Here is a 19,339-nt window from a genome sequence, read left to right as displayed (position 1 = left end):
CTCTCTTTTGTGTTCACGACAGAATGCGCGCAAGTTCTGCCAAGTGCAATGATTGCGCGACCACCACACCAGAATTCATTTGACGCAGGCCCACCCGCATGCGTATTAAATGAACAAGCGTTCAGTTTTGGGAGGCAAGACGCAATGTTCACCGCATCCATGACATTTGATCTGGGCGAAGATGTGAATGCTCTGCGCGATATGGTGCATCGCTGGGCGCAAGATCGCGTCAAACCGATGGCCGCAGAGATTGACCGCAGCAACAGTTTTCCGAACGCGCTCTGGCGCGAAATGGGCGATCTGGGGCTGCTTGGCATTACTGTTCCCGAAGAATTGGGCGGCGCAGGCATGGGCTATCTGGCGCATGTCATCGCGATTGAGGAGATTGCGCGCGCCTCTGCGTCCGTGTCGCTCAGTTACGGGGCGCATTCCAACCTGTGCGTCAACCAGATCAAGATCAATGGCACGGACGCGCAGCGAGCGCGCTACCTGCCGGGGCTGATTTCGGGCGAGCATGTGGGCGCGCTGGCCATGTCTGAAGCAGGCGCAGGCTCTGATGTGGTGGGCATGAAGCTGAAAGCCGAGAAGAAGAATGACCGCTTCATCCTGAACGGCACAAAATACTGGATCACCAATGGTCCCGATGCCGATGTGCTGGTCGTCTACGCCAAGACCGACGCATCAGCAGGTTCCAAAGGGATAACGGCGTTCCTGATCGAGAAATCCATGGCCGGATTCTCGACCTCGCCGCATTTTGACAAGCTGGGGATGCGCGGGTCCAACACGGCGGAATTGGTGTTCGAGGATGTCGAAGTCCCGTTCGAGAATATTCTTGGCGAAGAGGGGCGCGGCGTGCGCGTTCTGATGTCGGGACTGGATTATGAGCGCGTGGTGCTGTCAGGCATTGGCACGGGCATCATGGCCGCCTGTCTGGACGAGATCATGCCCTATTTGCGCGACCGCCACCAGTTCGGCCAGCCGATTGGCAGCTTCCAACTGATGCAGGGCAAGATCGCCGATATGTACACGGCGATGAATTCCGCCCGCGCTTATGTCTATGAGGTGGCGAAGGCATGTGATCGGGGCGCTGTGACGCGCGCTGATGCGGCGGCCTGCGTGCTTTATGCGTCCGAAGAAGCGATGAAGCAGGCGCATCAGGCGGTGCAGGCGATGGGCGGGGCAGGGTTCATGAACGACTCTGCTGTCAGCCGATTGTTCCGCGATGCAAAGCTGATGGAAATCGGCGCAGGCACATCCGAGATCCGGCGGATGCTGGTCGGGCGTGAACTGATGGCGGCGATGGGGTGATTTGCCTTGCGGTAAGTATCGGGCAAGGGGCATTCTGCACGCATTGCATTTATGTCAGCGGAGAAACGTCATGCGCATTTTAATTCTACCGATCGTCCTTATGGCCACGCCTCTTTCAGCGCAGGAGTTGTCGTTCGCGCCTGAACCAACCGAGAGTTGTCGATATAATGCTGCCCACGGTGATGACAAATCGCAGTGTATCGGTTTGGCGGCAAATCAGTGCATGTCGAGCACTGACGGCCAGACCACAATCGGGATGGGATTCTGCCTTGATGCGGAGCTGAGCTACTGGGACGGCATTCTCAACAGCGGCTACCAGCAGTTGCGTGCCGCACTGCAATCATCAGATGCTGAATTGCCAGAGACGTTGGCCATTCAGGCAGATCAGTTGCGCGATATGCAGCGGGCCTGGATGGCATTTCGTGATGCAAAGTGCAGCTTCGAAGCCGCCCAATGGCAAGGCGGCACAGGGGCAAGCCCGGCCTATCTGGCCTGTATGATGAACGCGACGGGTGAGCAGGCGCTTTATCTTATGTCCGTCTTTTCGGGCGAAGGGTGACATGCCGCAAAATTACCGGGTGACGCGCGGGTACGGGAGAAGACTTGGATGAAACTCAATTCTGCCATCTTGACGGGATCAGAGCAGTTCCGCACCAACACATTGGCGCATGAATCCGCGCTGGCCGAAATAGAGGCCGCGCAGGCCCTCGCCCGTGCGGGCGGCGGTGAAGCGGCCCGTGCGCGCCATGTGTCGCGCGGCAAGATGCTGCCGCGGGACCGGGTGGCCAATCTGCTCGATGCAGGTAGCCCCTTTCTGGAAGTGGGCGCAACCGCCGCGCATGGCCTTTATGATGGGGCGGCCCCTTGTGCGGGCGTGATCGCAGGGATTGGCCGTGTCTCGGGGCAGGATTGTATGATCATCTGCAATGATGCAACTGTTAAGGGGGGCACCTATTACCCGATGACCGTGAAGAAGCATCTGCGCGCGCAAGAAATCGCAGAAGCGAACCATTTGCCCTGTATCTATCTGGTCGATTCCGGCGGCGCGAACCTGCCCAATCAGGATGAGGTGTTTCCAGACCGCGACCATTTCGGGCGCATCTTCTACAATCAGGCGCAGATGTCCGCCAAGGGAATTGCGCAGATCGCTGTTGTCATGGGCTCGTGCACCGCAGGTGGCGCCTATGTTCCGGCCATGTCGGATGTGAGCATCATCGTGAAAGGGCATGGCACGATCTTTCTTGCGGGCCCGCCGCTGGTCAAGGCCGCAACAGGCGAGGTGGTCAGCGCCGAGGATCTGGGGGGGGGCGACGTGCATACGCGCCTGTCAGGGGTCGCCGACTATCTGGCCGAAGATGATGCACATGCTTTGGCACTTGCGCGCCGCGCGATCTCCAACCTCAACCGCGCCAAACCGGCGACCGTGCAATGGCAAAGCCCCGAAGACCCCGCCTATGACCCCTCCGAGCTGTTCGGTGTGGTCCCCGCCGATCTGCGCACCCCATATGATATCCGCGAAGTGATTGCCCGCGTGGTGGACGGATCGCGGTTTGACGAATTCAAACCCCGCTTTGGCGAAACGCTGGTCACAGGCTTTGCCCATGTGATGGGCTGCCCGGTGGGGATTGTCGCCAATAATGGCGTGCTGTTCTCCGAAAGCGCCATCAAGGGCGCGCATTTCATCCAGCTGTGCAGCCAGCGTCGTATCCCGCTGGTCTTTTTGCAAAATATCACTGGCTTCATGGTTGGGCGCAAATACGAGAATGAGGGGATCGCGCGGCACGGGGCCAAGATGGTGACCGCCGTCGCCAGCACCTCTGTCCCCAAGATCACCATGCTGGTTGGCGGCAGCTTCGGGGCGGGCAATTACGGCATGGCCGGGCGTGCCTATTCCCCCCGCTTTTTGTGGACATGGCCCAACAGCCGAATTTCGGTGATGGGGGGCGCACAGGCAGCGGGGGTGCTGGCAACCGTCAGGCGCGATGCGATCGAGCGAGCAGGCAAAAGCTGGAGTGCGCAGGAGGAGGCAGAGTTCAAGCGCCCCACCACCGAGATGTTCGAGCGCCAGTCCCACCCGCTTTATGCGTCCGCACGCCTCTGGGATGACGGGATCATCGACCCGCGCCGCACGCGCGAGGTTCTCGCCCTGTCACTGTCAGCGGCCTTGAACGCCCCGATTGAGGAGACGCGCTTCGGCGTGTTCCGGATGTAGACCGATTTCATGCCTCCGGCAGGAGTATTTAAAGCAAGAAAATGCCCCTTCATCATTTTCTTGCGCCAAATACTCCGGGGGGTCCGGGGGGCTGGCCCCCCGGCGCTGACCAAAAGGAACTCGCACCCATGTTTGACAAAATCCTGATTGCCAATCGCGGTGAAATCGCGTGCCGGATCATCCGCTCCGCGCGCGCGCTTGGGGTGCGCAGTGTCGCGGTCTATTCTGAAGCCGATGCGCGGGCCGCGCATGTCGAACTGGCCGATCAGGCGGTCGCAATTGGTGGGCCGGCCCCGCGCGACAGCTACCTGCGCGGCGACGCGATCATTCGGGCCGCGCTGGATACAGGCGCGCAGGCCATCCATCCCGGCTATGGCTTTCTGTCGGAAAACCCCGATTTCGTGACGCAGGTCGAGGCGGCAGGTTTGGTCTTCATTGGCCCCTCTGCCCGCGCAATCCGTGCCATGGGGCTGAAAGATGCAGCCAAGGCACTGATGCAGGAAGCCGGTGTGCCGGTTGTGCCGGGCTATCACGGGGCCAATCAGGATGCGGGGCATCTGGCCGGGGCCGCGGATGCAATTGGCTATCCGGTTCTGATCAAGGCCGTGGCAGGGGGCGGCGGCAAGGGCATGCGGCTGGTCGAGCGGCGCGAGGATTTCGCGCAAGAACTGCAAAGCGCGCGCAGCGAGGCCGCGACGGCCTTTGGCAATGACGCTGTTCTGGTCGAGAAATTCATCCTCAAGCCGCGCCATATCGAAATACAGGTCTTTGGTGACGGCGTCGATGCCGTACATCTTTTCGAACGCGACTGCTCGCTTCAGCGCCGCCACCAGAAAGTCATCGAGGAAGCCCCGGCCCCCGGCATGACACCTGAGATGCGCGCGGCCATGGGCAAGGCGGCGGTGCGCGCCGCGCAAGCGATTGGCTATAAGGGCGCAGGTACGGTCGAGTTCATCGTGGATGGTGCGCGCGGTCTGCGCCCTGACGGGTTCTGGTTCATGGAAATGAACACGCGTCTGCAAGTCGAGCATCCTGTAACCGAGGCCATCACAGGCGTGGACCTAGTGGAGTGGCAGTTGCGCGTGGCAGCGGGCGAGGCTTTGCCCAAGACACAGGATGCACTCACGATCACGGGCCATGCCTTCGAGGCGCGCCTCTATGCCGAAGATGTGCCCGCAGGATTTTTGCCCGCAACCGGGCGGCTGGAGCATTTGCGCTTTTGCGACGCAGCGCGAAATGATGCCGGCGTGCGTGCCGGGGATGACATCAGTCCTTGGTACGACCCGATGATCGCCAAGATCGTCACGCATGGTGCCACGCGCAGAATCGCGCTCAAGCAGTTAGAGGCCGCATTGGGGAACACCGAAGTGGCCGGTACAGTCACCAATCTGGCGTTTCTCGGTGCGCTGAGCCGCCATGAGGGGTTTCAGGCTGGGCAGGTGGATACTGGTCTGATCGCACGCGATATTGACGCGCTGACCCATGAGCCTGACCTGCAGGACTGGCAGATCGCCGCCGCCGCCGCTTTCGCAATTGAACTGCCACGGTGCACAGACCCTTTGGCGGGTTTCACGCTTGGTGCTGCGATTTGGCAGGATGTGGCGCTTGATCTTGGGGATGCGCCTGTGGGCGATGTCCGCATTGCCGTGACGGGTGCATCGCGCGCGCGCGTGACATTGGACGGGCGCGAGATTTCAGTCCGCGCCGAAGGGGCGGGCCTGCGTGTTGAGGGCGCGCCGGGTCTGGTGCGGGGGTGTTGCGCGCATGGGCGCATCACCCTTTTTGGCACGGTGCCGCGCGTCTTGTGGCTGCGTGACCCGCTGTTGCGGGAAGGGGCCTTGGCGGCGGGCGCAGATCTGGTTCTGGCCCCGATGCCCGGACTGGTGAAAGCAGTCTTCGTGGTAGAGGGAGAGGCGGTCGAGATCGGCACGCGATTGGCTGTTCTGGAAGCAATGAAGATGGAATACACTCTGACAGCTGCGCGGGCGGGGTTGGTGGCCGAGCTTCTGACCCGCGAGGGCGCGCAGGTCGAGGCAGGGGCCGCATTGGTGCGTCTGGAGGATGGCGTTTGAGCGGGCGCATCTGCTCGCACGCGGCCGCAAGCCGTGATCGGGCACATGAGTATTTTCAGCAAGAAAATGAGGCAGGTGGATGATCAGGTTGTGGCATGTCAGTCAATCGCGGTCGTTCCGGGTACTTTGGGCCCTGGAGGAGTTGGGCGTTGAGTATGAACTCATCAGATGTTCCTTCTTTGACAAATCCTTGCGCGGGCCGGACCATCTGGCGCGCGCGCCTGCCGGGCGGGTGCCCGCGATCGAGATTGACGGGCAGTATCTTTGCGAAAGCGGCGCAATCTTGCTCTATCTGGCCGAGACGCGCGGGGTGCATCTGCGCCCGGCCGAGGGCGCGGCGGGGCGCGCTGTGTTCCTGCAAGGGCTGCATTACGCGGAAACACTGGGCGCGCATCTGGCCAATCTGACCCAGCATCACATAGTTCTGCGCGAGGCTTGGATGCGATCTGAGACTGTCATGCGGCTGGAAGCCAAGCGGCTGGAATTTGCATTGCGCGCGGTCGGGCCGGATTTTGTCACCGGCCAATTCAGCATGGCCGATATTGCCTTGGGATATGCCGTTTTGTTGGCGCAGCGTTTTGGGGCGTTGCCACGCGTCGCGGCCGCCTATCTGGAGCGCTGCCAGGCGCGCGCCGGGTTTGCGCGCGCCCTTGAGCAGGATGGCCCCGCTGAAATCTATACGCAGCCCTTCTATCCGCCACCACAGGAGGAGGGCGCGTGAGCAGGGTCGAGATCTTCGAGGTCGGACCGCGCGACGGTCTGCAAAACGAGCAGCGCTTCATTCCGACCGGCGACAAGGTGGCGCTGGTGGATTGTCTGAGCCGTGTAGGGTTCAAGCGTCTGGAAGTGGCGAGTTTCGTCAGCCCCAGATGGGTGCCACAGATGGCCGATTCTGCTGAAGTGCTGCGCCAGATCGCGCGCGCGCCGGGGGTGCGCTATGCGGCACTGACGCCCAATCAGAAAGGGTTTGACGCAGCACTTGCGGCCCGCGCGGATGAGGTGGCGATTTTTGCCTCGGCCTCGGAAGGGTTCAGCCGGGCCAATCTGAACTGCTCGGTCGCAGAGAGTTTGCAGCGGTTTGTTCCGGTCATGGCCGCAGCATCGGCGGCGGGCATCCCGGTGCGTGGATATGTGTCCTGCGTGACGGAATGCCCCTATGATGGGCCAACGCCCCCGGCTGCGGTGGCACGGCTGGCGGCAGATTTGCGCGATATGGGCTGCTATGAGATCAGCCTTGGCGACACGATTGGCCGCGCCACGCCGGACAGCGTGGCGGCGATGTTGCGTGTGGTGTTGCAAGAGGTGCCTGCCGCGCAACTCGCCGGGCATTTTCACGACACAGGCGGGATGGCGCTGGCAAATATCGAAGCCTCGCTCGAGTTCGGATTGCGGGTATTTGATGCGGCGGTTGGCGGGTTGGGCGGATGTCCTTATGCGCCCGGTGCTTCGGGCAATGTGGCAACTGAAGTGGTGCATGAATGGCTGACCGGTATGGGATGGCAGACCGGACTTGACCGCGATGTGCTGGCACAGGCGGCCGCTATGGCGCGCGATCTATGCAAGGGAGAGAGCTGATGTATCAGACCATCACAGTCGAGACAGATGCGCGCGGGGTTGCCGAACTGACGCTTGAGCGCGCGGAGAAACACAACGCGCTGAATTCCCCTATGATTGACGAACTGACCGACGCAGCCACCCGGCTGGCGCAGGATGACGCTGTAAGGGTCGTGGTGTTGCGGGCCAGCGGCAAGAGTTTTTGTGCTGGTGGCGATCTGGGCTGGATGCAAGAGCAGATGCGCGCCGACAGCGCCACGCGCGCAGTCGAGGCAGGCAAGTTGGCGGCCATGCTGGGCGCGCTGAACCAGTTGCCCAAACCCCTGATCGGGCGGGTGCAGGGGCAGGCCTTTGGCGGCGGGGTTGGAATGATGGCCGTATGCGATGTTGCTATCGGGGTTGAAGGGGTGTCGTTCGGGCTGACCGAAACGCGGCTTGGGTTGATTCCGGCCACGATTGGCCCCTATGTGCTGGCGCGCATGGGCGCGGCAAAGGCCCGGCGCGTGTTCATGTCGGCGCGGATTTTCGATGCACAGGAAGCCGTGGCACTGGGGTTGCTGGCGCGCGCGGTCCCGCAGCACGAGCTGGATGCAGCTGTCGCAGCGGAAGTCACCCCCTATCTGGCCTGCGCGCCCGGCGCAGTTGCGCGTGCCAAACGGCTGGCCCAACGGTTTGAGGCTGGCGCAGACAAGGACGCCGTTGCGCATTCCATCTCGGAGCTGGTGGCTTGCTGGGAAGGGGAGGAAGCGCAGGAAGGGCTCGCTGCCTTTTTCGAGCGGCGCAAACCGGGTTGGGCAACCTGACCTTGCGTAAGCGCTACATCCCGAGCAGGCGCTTGGACGCGCCATTTTGAAGCAGGCCTTGCCACCGCAGGATGCCAGATTGTGCGCAAAGACCAAGATATCATTCATTCTTAGGAATATTTATTAGTATACAATAGTATTCCGTACAGTGTTTTTCCGGCAAGTTTGGCTGTAGTTCAGTTGACCCTGTCGGTCTTCGGGAGTAGATGAAGGGTGCCAACACGCGGCAAGCGCTTCTGTCCGCCGCGCGATAAAGGAGCCAAAGGTGGAAGACCTACTCGCATCCTACCTGCCTATCCTGATTTTCCTTGCCATCGCAGTTGCCCTTGGGCTGGTTTTGCTGCTGTCAGCGATTGTTATAGCTGTGCGCAACCCTGACCCGGAAAAGGTATCGGCCTATGAATGCGGCTTTAACGCCTTCGATGATGCGCGGATGAAATTTGACGTGCGCTTTTACCTTGTGGCCATTCTATTCATCATTTTCGATCTGGAAATTGCGTTCCTGTTCCCGTGGGCGGTTGCCTTCTCGGATATGTCGATGACCGGTTTTTGGTCGATGATGGTGTTTCTTGGGGTTCTGACCGTAGGCTTTGCTTATGAATGGAAGAAAGGAGCGCTGGAATGGGAGTGATGACAGGGGCGAACACCGCCGGTCCCGACCGCGAGGTTGCGACCAGCGACCTGAACCGCGAGTTGCAGGACAAAGGCTTTTTGCTGACCTCGACCGAGGATATCATCAACTGGGCGCGCAATGGATCGCTGCACTGGATGACCTTCGGTCTGGCCTGTTGCGCGGTCGAGATGATGCACACCTCGATGCCGCGCTATGATCTGGAACGTTTCGGCACGGCCCCCCGCGCCAGCCCGCGCCAGTCAGACCTGATGATCGTGGCAGGCACGCTGACCAACAAGATGGCTCCTGCCTTGCGCAAGGTCTATGACCAGATGCCAGAGCCGCGCTATGTTATTTCAATGGGGTCTTGCGCCAATGGCGGGGGGTATTACCATTACAGTTATTCCGTTGTGCGGGGCTGCGACAGGATCGTGCCGGTCGATATCTATGTGCCTGGCTGCCCACCAACTGCCGAGGCGTTGTTATATGGTATTCTACAGTTGCAGCGCAAAATTCGCCGCACCGGGACATTGGTCAGGTAAAGGGGCGCGAAAATGTCTGATGCATTGAATGAATTGGTCGCCTTGCTGGAAATGCGTATGGGCGAGGCGCTGGTCAGCCATGAAATCTCGCATGGTGAATTGACCATCACCACCACGCTGTCGCACCTGATAAAGCTGGTGCGGCATTTGCAGCATGATGACAGCATGAAGTTTTCGACGCTGGTGGACATCACGGCGATTGACTGGCCGGGGCGGCGCAAGCGGTTCGATTTGGTCTATCACTTCCTGTCGATGTATCTGAACCACCGCATCCGTGTGAAAGTTGCTGTGGCCGAGGATGATATTGCCCCCTCACTGACAGCTATTCACCCATCGGCAAATTGGTTCGAGCGTGAAGTTTTCGACATGTTCGGCATCCTGTTTTCCGGCCATCCCGATTTGCGCCGCCTGCTGACAGATTACGGCTTTCGCGGCCATCCGCTGCGCAAGGATTTCCCGACAACGGGCTATACCGAAGTGCGCTATGATGATGCGCTCAAACGTGTGGTCTATGAGCCGGTTCATCTGGTGCAGGAATACCGCCAGTTCGATTTCATGTCACCATGGGAAGGGGCAGAGTATATCCTTCCGGGTGATGAGAAGAAGGAAGCTGCAAAATGATGGACGGCGCCAAAGGGTTTGATGACACGCTGACGGGCGAGCAGAAGATTCGCAATTTTAACATCAATTTCGGCCCGCAACACCCGGCGGCGCATGGTGTGCTGCGGCTGGTGTTGGAGCTGGATGGCGAGATTGTGGAGCGCTGCGATCCGCATATCGGGCTGCTGCATCGCGGCACCGAAAAGCTGATGGAAAGCCGGACATACCTGCAAAACCTGCCGTATTTTGACCGTCTGGACTATGTTGCCCCGATGAATCAGGAACATGCCTGGTGTCTGGCGATTGAACGGCTGACCGGCGTTGAAGTGCCGCGCCGTGCGTCACTGATCCGGGTTTTGTATTCCGAAATCGGGCGCATCCTCAGCCATTTGCTGAATGTCACGACGCAGGCCATGGATGTGGGGGCGCTGACGCCGCCGCTCTGGGGGTTTGAAGAGCGTGAAAAGCTGATGATATTCTACGAGCGGGCCTGCGGCGCGCGTCTGCATGCGGCCTATTTCCGGCCCGGTGGCGTGCACCAAGACCTACCACCCGCGCTGCTCGACGATATCGAGGCATGGGCGCATGAGTTCCCCAAGCTGTTGGATGATATCGACGGGCTGCTGACCGAGAACCGCATCTTCAAGCAGCGCAACGCGGATATCGGTGTGGTTAGCGAACAGGATATCCTTGATTGGGGCTATTCGGGTGTCATGGTGCGCGGCTCCGGCCTCGCCTGGGATTTGCGGCGTGCGCAACCCTATGAATGCTATGATGAATTCGAGTTCAAGATTCCCGTCGGCAAGAATGGCGATTGCTACGACCGCTATCTGTGCCGCATGGCCGAGATGCGCGAGTCGACCAAGATCATGTTGCAGGCCATCGCCAAGTTGCGCGAACCTGAAGGGCAGGGCGATGTGTTGGCACGCGGCAAAGTCACGCCGCCGTCGCGCGCCGAGATGAAAACCTCGATGGAAGCGCTGATCCATCATTTCAAACTCTATACCGAGGGCTTCCATGTGCCCGCAGGCGAAGTATATGCCGCTGTTGAGGCCCCTAAGGGCGAATTCGGCGTCTATCTGGTGGCCGATGGCACCAACCGACCCTACCGCGCCAAAATTCGCGCGCCGGGTTACCTGCACCTGCAAAGCATGGATTATATTGCCAAAGGGCACCAACTGGCCGATGTGGCCGCCATTATCGGCACAATGGATGTCGTGTTCGGAGAGATTGACCGCTAATGCTGCGCCGCCTGCACCCAAACCAACCCGACAGCTTCGCCTTTACGCCCGCCAATCAGGCTTGGGCCGAAGGGCAGATCACAAAATACCCTGAAGGCAGACAAGCTTCGGCCATCATCCCGCTATTGTGGCGTGCGCAGGAACAGGAAGGGTGGCTGACCCGTCCCGCGATTGAGCATATCGCCTCGATGCTGGATATGGCGTATATCCGGGCGTTGGAAGTGGCGACGTTCTACTTCATGTTCCAACTGCAACCCGTTGGTTCTGTTGCGCATATTCAGGTATGCGGTACGACATCCTGCATGATTTGTGGCGCTGAAAAGCTGGTCGAGATCTGCAAGGAAAAGATCGCGCCGCGCGCACATATGCTCTCGTCCGATGGCAAGTTCAGCTGGGAAGAGGTGGAGTGTCTGGGTGCCTGTGCAAATGCGCCCATGGCACAGATCGGCAAGGATTATTACGAAGATCTGACTGCCGAAAGCTTTGCCAAGATTCTGGATGACATGGCCGCAGGAAAAGTGCCGACACCGGGGCCGCAGAACGGGCGCTTTGCGTCTGAACCGCTTGGTGGTGTGACCAGCCTGCACGACTATAGCGGCGAGCCGATGAACGGCTCTGTCGCGCTGGCCGACGCGCATGGAGATACGTTGAAGCGGATTGATGGCACTGAAGTGCCGCTCATCACGCCTTGGGTTGCGAAAGCATCAAAACCCACCAAGCCAAAACCCGTCGACAGCGCGACCGCAAAAAAGAACGAGCCAAAGCCGGCGGCCAAGAAGCCGGTCGACACAACCGGAGTGAGCAAGCAAGCTGACACTGACAAGACAATCGCCAAGCCTGAAGCCGTGGCCAAAGGGGCTGATCTGGTAGAAACTGCGCCCGAGATGCTGAAAACCGCGCGCGGCACACCGGATGATCTGAAAAAGATCAAAGGTGTTGGCCCGAAACTCGAAGGCGTGCTGAATGATCTTGGCGTCTGGCATTACTGGCAGATCGCTGGCTGGAGTGCTGCTGAAATTGAGTGGGTGGACGCACGGCTGAAATTCAAGGGCCGGATTGCGCGGGATGGCTGGGTAGAACAGGCCAACAATCTTGCCGCAGCCGGTGAGGCTGATAAGTCACAAAGCTCCTGACGGGGCATAAGGATGAGAGCGCATGGCGAAACCTTCGTCCCGCGAAATGGCACTGGCCCGGCAGGCGCGGCTTGCAGGGCTGGTCATGGCTGTGACCATCGTGGCTTGGGTGGTTCTGGGCTGGATGGGGCGCGAATTTGGCTGGGACCCGCGCTACGCGTTCTTGATAGATTTTTCCGCGCTGGCGGCGTTCGTTTGGGCATTGATTGTAACGTTTCGCGTCTGGCGACAGGGCAAGGCCGACAAATAGTCGGCAGATAAGGGTAAGCACATGCTTGAAGACAAGGACCGGATCTTTACCAATATCTACGGGATGCATGACCGCTCGCTCAAGGGCGCGCAGGCACGCGGACATTGGGATGGAACCAAGGCATTGCTGGAAAAGGGCCGCGATTGGATCATCGACGAGATGAAACAATCGGGCTTGCGCGGGCGCGGGGGTGCAGGTTTTCCCACTGGCCTCAAATGGTCGTTCATGCCCAAGGAAAGCGATGGTCGCCCCTCTTATCTCGTGGTCAATGCAGACGAGTCCGAACCGGGCACCTGCAAAGACCGCGAAATCATGCGCCATGATCCGCACACCCTGATCGAGGGCTGCCTGATTGCCAGCTTCGCCATGCAGGCGCATGCCTGCTATATCTATATTCGCGGCGAATATATCCGCGAGCGTGAAGCGTTGCAAAACGCGATTGACGAAGCCTATGACGCTGGCCTTGTCGGCCCCAATGCCAGCGGGTCGGGCTGGGATTTCGACATCTACCTGCATCACGGTGCAGGCGCCTATATCTGCGGCGAGGAAACGGCCTTGCTGGAAAGCCTTGAGGGCAAAAAGGGCATGCCGCGCATGAAGCCGCCCTTTCCGGCGGGTGCGGGGCTGTATGGGTGCCCTACAACTGTGAACAATGTGGAATCGATTGCTGTGGTGCCCACTATCCTGCGCCGTGGTGGCGCGTGGTTTGCGGGCTTTGGGCGTCCCAACAATGCCGGTACCAAGTTGTTCGCCATCTCGGGCCATGTGAACCGCCCCTGCGTGGTGGAAGAGGCCATGTCGATCAGTTTCGAGGAATTGATCGAAAAGCATTGTGGCGGCATTCGCGGTGGCTGGGACAATCTGCTGGCGGTTATCCCCGGTGGCAGTTCAGTGCCGTGCGTGCGCGGCGAAAAGATGCGCGATGCCACGATGGATTTCGATTACCTGCGCAATGAGCTTGGCTCTGGCCTTGGGACAGCGGCTGTGATCGTGATGGACAAGCAGACCGACATCATCAAGGCCATCTGGCGGCTGTCGAAATTCTACAAGCATGAAAGCTGCGGCCAGTGCACGCCGTGTCGCGAAGGCACCGGCTGGATGATGCGCGTCATGGACCGCCTGCTGCGCGGCGAGGCCGAGATCGAGGAAATCGACATGCTGTGGGACGTGACCAAGCAGGTCGAAGGTCACACAATCTGTGCGTTGGGGGATGCGGCCGCTTGGCCAATCCAAGGTCTGATCCGCAATTTCCGAGATGTGATCGAAGATCGGATTACCGCACAAAAGGCGGGTCGCATGTCCAAGGTCGCAGCGGAGTAAGCATGTCGCAGTCAGGCCATCATCTTGCGCAACTCAATATCGGGCGGCTGGCAGCGCCGGTCGATGACCCGCGCGTGGCCGAGTTCATGGGCGCGCTGGATCTGGTCAACGGCATTGGCAAGCGCAGCCCCGGATTTGTCTGGATGATGGAAGGCTCGGGCGAACCGGGCCGCGGCAACACCGAAAATTGCATTGCAGGTGATCCGCAATTCGTGGCCAATCTGACTGTCTGGACCGATGTTGCGGCGCTGGAAGCCTTTGTCTGGAATACAGTGCACCGGCAATTCTATGCCCGCCGGGCAGAGTGGTTTCAGGTGATGGCGGATCAGCATTTTGTCATGTGGTTTGTGCCCCAGACCCATCGCCCGAGTTTGGACGAAGGGCTTGCGCGGCTTGAACATATGCGCGCGCATGGGGCCAGTGAACATGCCTTTGGCTGGGACTGGCTGGCCGAGGCCAACCTTTGGAAGCGGCAGTCTTGCACTGTCGCAGCGGAGTAACACCATGAAACGTCATCTACTTGCCTTCAGCCTTGCCATATTGTGCAGCGGCTCTGCCGTGGCTGCGACCACGCAGGCGCAGGTTAATGAAACCCTGCGCACCACGCCGGCTGTCTATAACGGTCTGTTTACGGCTGCGCTGATAAAACACATTGTCGATACCTGCCCTGCGATCAGCCCGCCGGGCCGATTTGCGCGGACAAGTCATTTCTTGTCGCTGTATAACAGGGCCAGAAATCTGGGGTTCAGTCGCGCACAAATCGAAGCCTTTGTCGAAGACAAGCAAGAGCAGGCGCGCCTGAAAGGTATTGTCGAGGCGCATTTGCAAAGTGCCGATGTCGATCCGACCAATGAAGCCGCGGTCTGTGCTTATGCGCAGGCCCAGATTGCCGAACGCTCGGCGCTTGGCCGCCAGTTGCGGGAGAGGTAAATATGTCCAAGTTGCGTAAGATCATCATTGACGGCAAGGACGTTGAAGTACCGCCAGAGATGACACTGATTCAGGCATGCGAAGAAGCGGGTATCGAGATTCCGCGCTTTTGCTATCATGAGCGGCTGTCCATTGCGGGCAACTGTCGCATGTGTCTGGTCGAAGTTGTCGGCGGACCACCCAAGCCCGCGGCAAGCTGTGCGATGCAGGTCAAAGACCTGCGCCCCGGCCCCGAAGGCGCGCCGCCCGTCATCAAAACCAATTCGCCGATGGTCAAGAAGGCTCGCGAAGGGGTGATGGAATTCCTGCTCATCAACCACCCGCTGGATTGCCCGATCTGCGATCAGGGCGGCGAGTGCGATTTGCAGGATCAGGCGATGGTTTACGGTGTCGATTTCTCGCGCTTCCGCGAACCCAAACGCGCGGTCGAGGATTTGCAACTTGGCCCCTTGGTCGAGACGCATATGACTCGCTGCATTTCCTGCACACGGTGCGTGCGCTTCACCACCGAAGTGGCGGGCCAGACGGTTATGGGCCAAACCGGACGCGGCGAGGATGCCGAGATTACCACTTATCTGGGTGCGCTGATCGAGTCTGAAATGGTGGGCAATATCGTGGATCTGTGCCCTGTCGGCGCGCTGGTGTCCAAGCCCTACAGCTTTACCGCGCGCCCTTGGGAATTGACCAAGCATGAAACAATTGACGTGATGGACGCGCTTGGTTCCAACATCCGGGTCGATACCAAGGGCCGCGAAGTCATGCGCATTCTGCCGCGTAACCATGACGGTGTGAATGAAGAATGGCTGTCGGACAAGTCGCGCTATGTTTGGGACGGGTTGAAGCGTCAGCGCCTTGACCGGCCCTATATCCGCGAAAACGGCAAGCTGCGTCCTGCAAGCTGGGGCGAGGCGTTGACGGCTGTGGGCGCTGCGATGAAGGGCAAGAAGGTCACCGGACTTGTGGGCGATCTTGTCTCGACCGAGGCGGCCTATGCGCTGAAACTGCTGATCGAGGGGCAGGGCGGCGTGGTCGAATGCCGCACCGATGGTGCCAAACTGCCTGCGGGCAACCGCGCGGGCTATGTCGGCACGGCGGCGATTGAAGATATTGATTTTGCCGATAAAATACTTCTCGTGGGCACCAATCCACGCAGCGAAGCGCCTGTGCTCAATGCGCGCATTCGCAAGGCGTGGCTGAATGGGGCGGATGTCACCCTCGTGGGTGCTGCCGCTGATCTGACCTATGAGTACGAGCATATGGGAACCGACCGCGCGGCGCTGGCACATATGGCCGATCTCGACATGTCGCAGGTGCAAGACAAGAATTGCATTGTGATCGTCGGGCAGGGCGCGCTGATCGAGGCGGATGGCGCAGCCGTATTGGCCACAGTTCAGGCGATCTGCGAGAAATCAAATGCCAAACTGCTGGTGCTGCACACAGCGGCTGCCCGCGTCGGGGCAATGGATATCGGCTGCACATCCGAGGGCGGAATCACCTCTGCGACCGAGGGCGCAGAGGTGATTTACAATCTGGGCGCAGATGAAATCGACATCGCACCGGGCGCATTCGTGATTTATCAGGGCAGCCACGGCGACAGGGGCGCGCACCGCGCCGACATTATCCTGCCGGGCGCAGCCTATACGGAAGAACCCGGAATTTTCGTCAACACCGAGGGTCGCCCGCAACTGGCATTGCGCGCCGGGTTTGCGCCGGGCGAGGCGAAGGAAAACTGGGCCATTTTGCGCGCACTCTCTGGCGAAATGGGCGCGACACTGCCTTTCGATAATGTGACGGCGCTGCGCAAGCACCTGACAGCGGCATATCCGCATCTGGGCGATATCGACATCGTGCCTGAAAATACATGGGTGCCGCTTGCCGCCGCCCCTCTTGGCAAGGCTGATTTCCGCAATGTGGTGACAGATTTCTACCTGACCAACCCGATTGCACGCGCGTCCAGCCTGATGGCAGAATTGTCTGCAATGGCGAAGCAGCGCCAGCAAGCGCCCTTGGCGGCAGAGTAGGACATATGGCGCGCGCCCTTCCTCTGTTTGGTCTGGTCCTGCTTGCCTCTGGTGGGTTGATGGGCTGTGGCGAACGGACAGCGGCACGCGCGGCACTGTCGCCGCCGGACCGGGCGGAGTATATGGGCATTGAAACGCAACTGCTCGATGCGTCAACGGTCAGTTTCATTGTACGTATGCGCGGTGCGCGAGATCGATCAGATGTGGTGGCCTATGCGCGTTGTGCTGCGGCGCAATATACGGTAATCCGCGGCTATAGTTTTGCGCAGCACGTGCGGACGAATGTGCGCCGTTCGGGGGAAATATGGGAAGGGGATGGCGGTTTTGTCATTTCACCCGATCTTCCGGCAGGTCGGCGCAATCTGGACGCCGAAGTGATCGTGGATGATTGTCGGGAACAAGGCATCCCCACGGTGTGAGGAATTGAGGGACGAATGACAGAGTTTCTGCAAACCGGACTGGGAATCACCGTGTTGATTGCGGCGCAATCGATGTTGGTGGTTGGTTTCGTCATGATCAGCCTGATCTTTCTGGTCTATGCTGACCGCAAGGTCTGGGCGGCTGTGCAGATGCGTCGCGGGCCGAATGTTGTCGGGCCATGGGGGCTGCTGCAAACCTTTGCCGATGCGATCAAATTCGTCGTCAAGGAAGTGGTGATTCCGGCAGGTGTGGACCGGCCCGTCTATTTTCTGGCCCCGCTGCTGAGTTTTGTTTTGGCGATGCTGGCGTGGGCGGTGATTCCGTTCAATGATGGCTGGGTGCTGGCTGACATCAATGTGGCGATCCTGTTCGTCTTTGCGATTGCCAGCCTTGAAGTTTACGGCGTCATTATGGGCGGCTGGGCGTCAAACTCGAAATATGCCTTCCTTGGGTCATTGCGGTCTGCCGCGCAGATGATTTCTTATGAAGTGTCGCTTGGCCTGATTATTATCGGGGTCATCATTTCGACCGGCAGCATGAACTTTGGCGCGATCGTCGCCGCGCAAGACACAGGCTATGGCCTGCTGGGCTGGTACTGGCTGCCGCATCTGCCGATGGTGGTGCTTTTCTTTGTCAGCGCATTGGCCGAAACCAACCGCCCGCCCTTCGATCTGCCAGAGGCGGAATCGGAACTTGTGGCGGGGTTCATGGTCGAATACGGCTCCACCCCGTATCTGCTGTTCATGGCGGGCGAGTATATTGCCATCTTCCTGATGTGCGCGCTGCTGTCGTTGCTGTTTTTCGGTGGGTGGTTGTCGCCCATTCCGGGGCTGCCCGACGGGTTCCACTGGATGTTCCTGAAGATGTCGTTTTTCTTCTTCATGTTCGCCATGGTGAAAGCGATTGTGCCGCGCTACCGCTATGACCAACTGATGCGGATTGGCTGGAAAGTGTTTCTGCCATTCTCGCTGGCTTGGGTCGTGTTGGTGGCATTCCTTGCGAAATTCGAAGTGCTTGGCGGCTTCTGGGCCCGCTGGGCGATTGGAGGGTAGTCATGGGTTTTGACTGGAACCGCGCGATCAAATACACGCTGATGACCGATTTCATCCGTGGCTTCGGCTTGGGCGTGAAGTATTTTGTCGCGCCGAAACCGACGCTGAACTATCCGCATGAAAAAGGGCCCCTCAGCCCCCGCTTTCGGGGCGAGCACGCGTTGCGCCGTTATCCGAATGGCGAGGAACGCTGCATTGCCTGCAAATTGTGCGAAGCCGTCTGCCCGGCTCAGGCGATCACCATTGATGCAGAGCCGCGCGATGACGGCTCGCGCCGCACCACGCGCTACGATATCGACATGACGAAATGCATCTATTGCGGGTTTTGTCAGGAAGCCTGCCCTGTGGATGCCATCGTTGAAGGGCCGAATTTTGAATTTGCGACCGAGACACGCGAAGAACTGTTCTACGACAAGGCCAAGCTGCTGGAAAACGGCGACCGCTGGGAAGCGCAGATTGCGCGCAATCTAGAGATCGACGCGCCCTACAGATAAGCCTAAAGCGTGCCGGAAGACACCGGCACTGAATGGCGCAAGACTGAACACCGGGCGCGCGCCAGCGCGTCTGACACGACAAAAGGGAACCCGAGGGACATGGGGATTACCGATATCACATTCTACGCGTTTGCGGTGACGCTGCTTGGCGCTGGATTTCTCGTCACGATTTCGCGCAACCCGGTGCATTCTGTGCTGTGGCTGATTTTGACCTTTCTGTCAGCCGCGGGCTTGTTCGTCCTGCTGGGCGCGGAATTCATCGCCATGCTGCTGATCATCGTCTATGTCGGCGCTGTTGCGGTTCTGTTCCTGTTTGTCGTGATGATGCTCGACGTCGATTTTGCTGCACTCAAGGGGGAAATGGCGCGCCATTTCCCGATTGCAAGCATTGTTGGCATTGTCTTGTTGATGCAGATGGCGCTGCTGTTCGGGTCTTGGCAAGAGGCAGAGGGCGCACGCGACCTGCGTCAGGCCCCGACGCCCGATCTGGCCGAGACGCACAACACCAAAGCCTTGGGCATGATCATTTATGACCAGTATTTCCTGCTGTTTCAGGTGTCTGGCTTGATCCTGCTGGTGGCCATGATTGGCGCGATTGTGCTGACCCTGCGCCACCGCAAGGATGTGAAGCGTCAGGACGTCGTGGCGCAGATGCACCGTGACCCGGCCAAGGCGATGGAGCTGAAGGACGTCAAGTCAGGGCAGGGGCTGGGCTAAGCCCTGCAACCTGCACTGAATAAGAACGAGGGTCCGGAAGCGACCCCGCAAAAACGG

General features: G+C 59.6%; 21 protein-coding genes. All 21 read left to right on the top strand.

All coding sequences use genetic code 11. From position 1 onward, the window contains the following. Positions 1-144: 144 nt before the first annotated feature. Positions 145-1,308 (top strand): isovaleryl-CoA dehydrogenase, encoded by a 1,164-nt coding sequence (locus BD293_RS08020; protein ID WP_142080657.1) that lies wholly within the window; start codon positions 145-147, stop codon positions 1,306-1,308. A gap of 223 nt (positions 1,309-1,531) precedes the next feature. Next, positions 1,532-1,867, top strand: a complete 336-nt coding sequence (locus BD293_RS08015) for a lysozyme inhibitor LprI family protein (protein ID WP_246086248.1) — start codon at positions 1,532-1,534, stop codon at positions 1,865-1,867. A gap of 48 nt (positions 1,868-1,915) precedes the next feature. After that, the gene (locus BD293_RS08010; RefSeq protein ID WP_142080655.1) at positions 1,916-3,520 is read left to right on the top strand and encodes a carboxyl transferase domain-containing protein; all 1,605 of its coding nucleotides are present in this window, start codon (positions 1,916-1,918) and stop codon (positions 3,518-3,520) included. A 128-nt stretch (positions 3,521-3,648) separates the two neighbouring features. Further along, positions 3,649-5,592, top strand: a complete 1,944-nt coding sequence (locus BD293_RS08005) for an ATP-binding protein (RefSeq protein ID WP_142080654.1) — start codon at positions 3,649-3,651, stop codon at positions 5,590-5,592. A gap of 79 nt (positions 5,593-5,671) precedes the next feature. Then, a complete protein-coding gene (locus BD293_RS08000) occupies positions 5,672-6,313 on the top strand; it encodes a glutathione S-transferase family protein (protein ID WP_142080653.1) in 642 nt (213 codons plus the stop codon). Beyond that, positions 6,310-7,167: a hydroxymethylglutaryl-CoA lyase gene (locus BD293_RS07995; RefSeq protein ID WP_142080652.1), complete on the top strand. Its 858-nt coding sequence runs from the start codon at positions 6,310-6,312 to the stop codon at positions 7,165-7,167. Before BD293_RS08000 ends, BD293_RS07995 begins: the two co-directional genes overlap by 4 nt. Next, positions 7,167-7,949 (top strand): crotonase/enoyl-CoA hydratase family protein, encoded by a 783-nt coding sequence (locus BD293_RS07990; protein WP_142080651.1) that lies wholly within the window; start codon positions 7,167-7,169, stop codon positions 7,947-7,949. The genes BD293_RS07995 and BD293_RS07990 overlap by 1 nt, the downstream gene beginning before the upstream one ends. A gap of 265 nt (positions 7,950-8,214) precedes the next feature. Next, positions 8,215-8,580, top strand: coding sequence for an NADH-quinone oxidoreductase subunit A (locus tag BD293_RS07985; RefSeq protein ID WP_142080650.1), 366 nt, complete (start codon positions 8,215-8,217; stop codon positions 8,578-8,580). Further along, a complete protein-coding gene (locus tag BD293_RS07980) occupies positions 8,580-9,104 on the top strand; it encodes a NuoB/complex I 20 kDa subunit family protein (protein WP_142084429.1) in 525 nt (174 codons plus the stop codon). The genes BD293_RS07985 and BD293_RS07980 overlap by 1 nt, the downstream gene beginning before the upstream one ends. 12 nt (positions 9,105-9,116) lie before the next feature. After that, on the top strand, positions 9,117-9,725 hold the full coding sequence (locus BD293_RS07975) for an NADH-quinone oxidoreductase subunit C (RefSeq protein WP_142080649.1): 609 nt from the start codon (positions 9,117-9,119) through the stop codon (positions 9,723-9,725). Further along, positions 9,722-10,945, top strand: a complete 1,224-nt coding sequence (locus BD293_RS07970) for an NADH-quinone oxidoreductase subunit D (protein WP_142080648.1) — start codon at positions 9,722-9,724, stop codon at positions 10,943-10,945. The genes BD293_RS07975 and BD293_RS07970 overlap by 4 nt, the downstream gene beginning before the upstream one ends. Then, complete coding sequence (locus BD293_RS07965) at positions 10,945-12,078, top strand: NADH-quinone oxidoreductase subunit E (protein ID WP_142080647.1); 1,134 nt, start codon at positions 10,945-10,947, stop codon at positions 12,076-12,078. The genes BD293_RS07970 and BD293_RS07965 overlap by 1 nt, the downstream gene beginning before the upstream one ends. A 22-nt stretch (positions 12,079-12,100) precedes the next feature. Further along, positions 12,101-12,328 (top strand): DUF5337 domain-containing protein, encoded by a 228-nt coding sequence (locus tag BD293_RS07960; protein ID WP_142080646.1) that lies wholly within the window; start codon positions 12,101-12,103, stop codon positions 12,326-12,328. A gap of 21 nt (positions 12,329-12,349) precedes the next feature. Further along, complete coding sequence (gene nuoF, locus BD293_RS07955; protein WP_142080645.1) at positions 12,350-13,648, top strand: NADH-quinone oxidoreductase subunit NuoF; 1,299 nt, start codon at positions 12,350-12,352, stop codon at positions 13,646-13,648. A 2-nt stretch (positions 13,649-13,650) separates the two neighbouring features. Continuing rightward, on the top strand, positions 13,651-14,148 hold the full coding sequence (locus tag BD293_RS07950) for a DUF3291 domain-containing protein (RefSeq protein ID WP_142080644.1): 498 nt from the start codon (positions 13,651-13,653) through the stop codon (positions 14,146-14,148). Between the two features lie 4 nt (positions 14,149-14,152). Beyond that, on the top strand, positions 14,153-14,578 hold the full coding sequence (locus BD293_RS07945) for a DUF5333 family protein (RefSeq protein WP_142080643.1): 426 nt from the start codon (positions 14,153-14,155) through the stop codon (positions 14,576-14,578). 2 nt (positions 14,579-14,580) lie between these two features. Then, positions 14,581-16,599 (top strand): NADH-quinone oxidoreductase subunit NuoG, encoded by a 2,019-nt coding sequence (gene nuoG, locus BD293_RS07940; protein WP_142080642.1) that lies wholly within the window; start codon positions 14,581-14,583, stop codon positions 16,597-16,599. 5 nt (positions 16,600-16,604) lie between these two features. Further along, positions 16,605-17,018 carry a hypothetical protein gene (locus tag BD293_RS07935; protein ID WP_142080641.1) on the top strand — a complete coding sequence of 138 codons (414 nt, stop codon included), beginning with the start codon at positions 16,605-16,607 and terminating at the stop codon, positions 17,016-17,018. 15 nt (positions 17,019-17,033) lie between these two features. Next, positions 17,034-18,071 carry an NADH-quinone oxidoreductase subunit NuoH gene (gene nuoH / locus BD293_RS07930; RefSeq protein WP_142080640.1) on the top strand — a complete coding sequence of 346 codons (1,038 nt, stop codon included), beginning with the start codon at positions 17,034-17,036 and terminating at the stop codon, positions 18,069-18,071. A 2-nt stretch (positions 18,072-18,073) separates the two neighbouring features. Then, positions 18,074-18,565, top strand: a complete 492-nt coding sequence (gene nuoI, locus BD293_RS07925; protein WP_142080639.1) for an NADH-quinone oxidoreductase subunit NuoI — start codon at positions 18,074-18,076, stop codon at positions 18,563-18,565. A 99-nt stretch (positions 18,566-18,664) separates the two neighbouring features. Next, entirely contained in the window at positions 18,665-19,282 is a 618-nt protein-coding gene (locus BD293_RS07920) for an NADH-quinone oxidoreductase subunit J (protein WP_142080638.1), read from the top strand. Positions 19,283-19,339 lie beyond the last annotated feature (57 nt).

Source organism: Roseinatronobacter monicus (assembly GCF_006716865.1).
Lineage (GTDB): Bacteria > Pseudomonadota > Alphaproteobacteria > Rhodobacterales > Rhodobacteraceae > Roseinatronobacter > Roseinatronobacter monicus.
Note: the sequence above shows the minus strand (reverse complement) of the source record. Positions and strands in the feature narration are given on the sequence as shown.

What these genes read in the sequence shown, in the direction of transcription:
- BD293_RS07965 (WP_142080647.1), top strand. Translation starts at nt 10,945, where the DNA reads ATGCTGCGCCGCCTGCACCCAAACCAACCCGACAGCTTCGCCTTTACG.
- BD293_RS08005 (WP_142080654.1), top strand. Translation starts at nt 3,649, where the DNA reads ATGTTTGACAAAATCCTGATTGCCAATCGCGGTGAAATCGCGTGCCGG.
- BD293_RS07960 (WP_142080646.1), top strand. Translation starts at nt 12,101, where the DNA reads ATGGCGAAACCTTCGTCCCGCGAAATGGCACTGGCCCGGCAGGCGCGG.
- BD293_RS07935 (WP_142080641.1), top strand. Translation starts at nt 16,605, where the DNA reads ATGGCGCGCGCCCTTCCTCTGTTTGGTCTGGTCCTGCTTGCCTCTGGT.
- BD293_RS07975 (WP_142080649.1), top strand. Translation starts at nt 9,117, where the DNA reads ATGTCTGATGCATTGAATGAATTGGTCGCCTTGCTGGAAATGCGTATG.
- nuoG (WP_142080642.1), top strand. Translation starts at nt 14,581, where the DNA reads ATGTCCAAGTTGCGTAAGATCATCATTGACGGCAAGGACGTTGAAGTA.
- BD293_RS07970 (WP_142080648.1), top strand. Translation starts at nt 9,722, where the DNA reads ATGATGGACGGCGCCAAAGGGTTTGATGACACGCTGACGGGCGAGCAG.
- nuoH (WP_142080640.1), top strand. Translation starts at nt 17,034, where the DNA reads ATGACAGAGTTTCTGCAAACCGGACTGGGAATCACCGTGTTGATTGCG.
- nuoF (WP_142080645.1), top strand. Translation starts at nt 12,350, where the DNA reads ATGCTTGAAGACAAGGACCGGATCTTTACCAATATCTACGGGATGCAT.
- BD293_RS07920 (WP_142080638.1), top strand. Translation starts at nt 18,665, where the DNA reads ATGGGGATTACCGATATCACATTCTACGCGTTTGCGGTGACGCTGCTT.
- BD293_RS07990 (WP_142080651.1), top strand. Translation starts at nt 7,167, where the DNA reads ATGTATCAGACCATCACAGTCGAGACAGATGCGCGCGGGGTTGCCGAA.
- BD293_RS07945 (WP_142080643.1), top strand. Translation starts at nt 14,153, where the DNA reads ATGAAACGTCATCTACTTGCCTTCAGCCTTGCCATATTGTGCAGCGGC.
- BD293_RS08015 (WP_246086248.1), top strand. Translation starts at nt 1,532, where the DNA reads ATGTCGAGCACTGACGGCCAGACCACAATCGGGATGGGATTCTGCCTT.
- BD293_RS07980 (WP_142084429.1), top strand. Translation starts at nt 8,580, where the DNA reads ATGACAGGGGCGAACACCGCCGGTCCCGACCGCGAGGTTGCGACCAGC.
- BD293_RS08010 (WP_142080655.1), top strand. Translation starts at nt 1,916, where the DNA reads ATGAAACTCAATTCTGCCATCTTGACGGGATCAGAGCAGTTCCGCACC.
- BD293_RS07950 (WP_142080644.1), top strand. Translation starts at nt 13,651, where the DNA reads ATGTCGCAGTCAGGCCATCATCTTGCGCAACTCAATATCGGGCGGCTG.
- nuoI (WP_142080639.1), top strand. Translation starts at nt 18,074, where the DNA reads ATGGGTTTTGACTGGAACCGCGCGATCAAATACACGCTGATGACCGAT.
- BD293_RS08000 (WP_142080653.1), top strand. Translation starts at nt 5,672, where the DNA reads ATGATCAGGTTGTGGCATGTCAGTCAATCGCGGTCGTTCCGGGTACTT.
- BD293_RS08020 (WP_142080657.1), top strand. Translation starts at nt 145, where the DNA reads ATGTTCACCGCATCCATGACATTTGATCTGGGCGAAGATGTGAATGCT.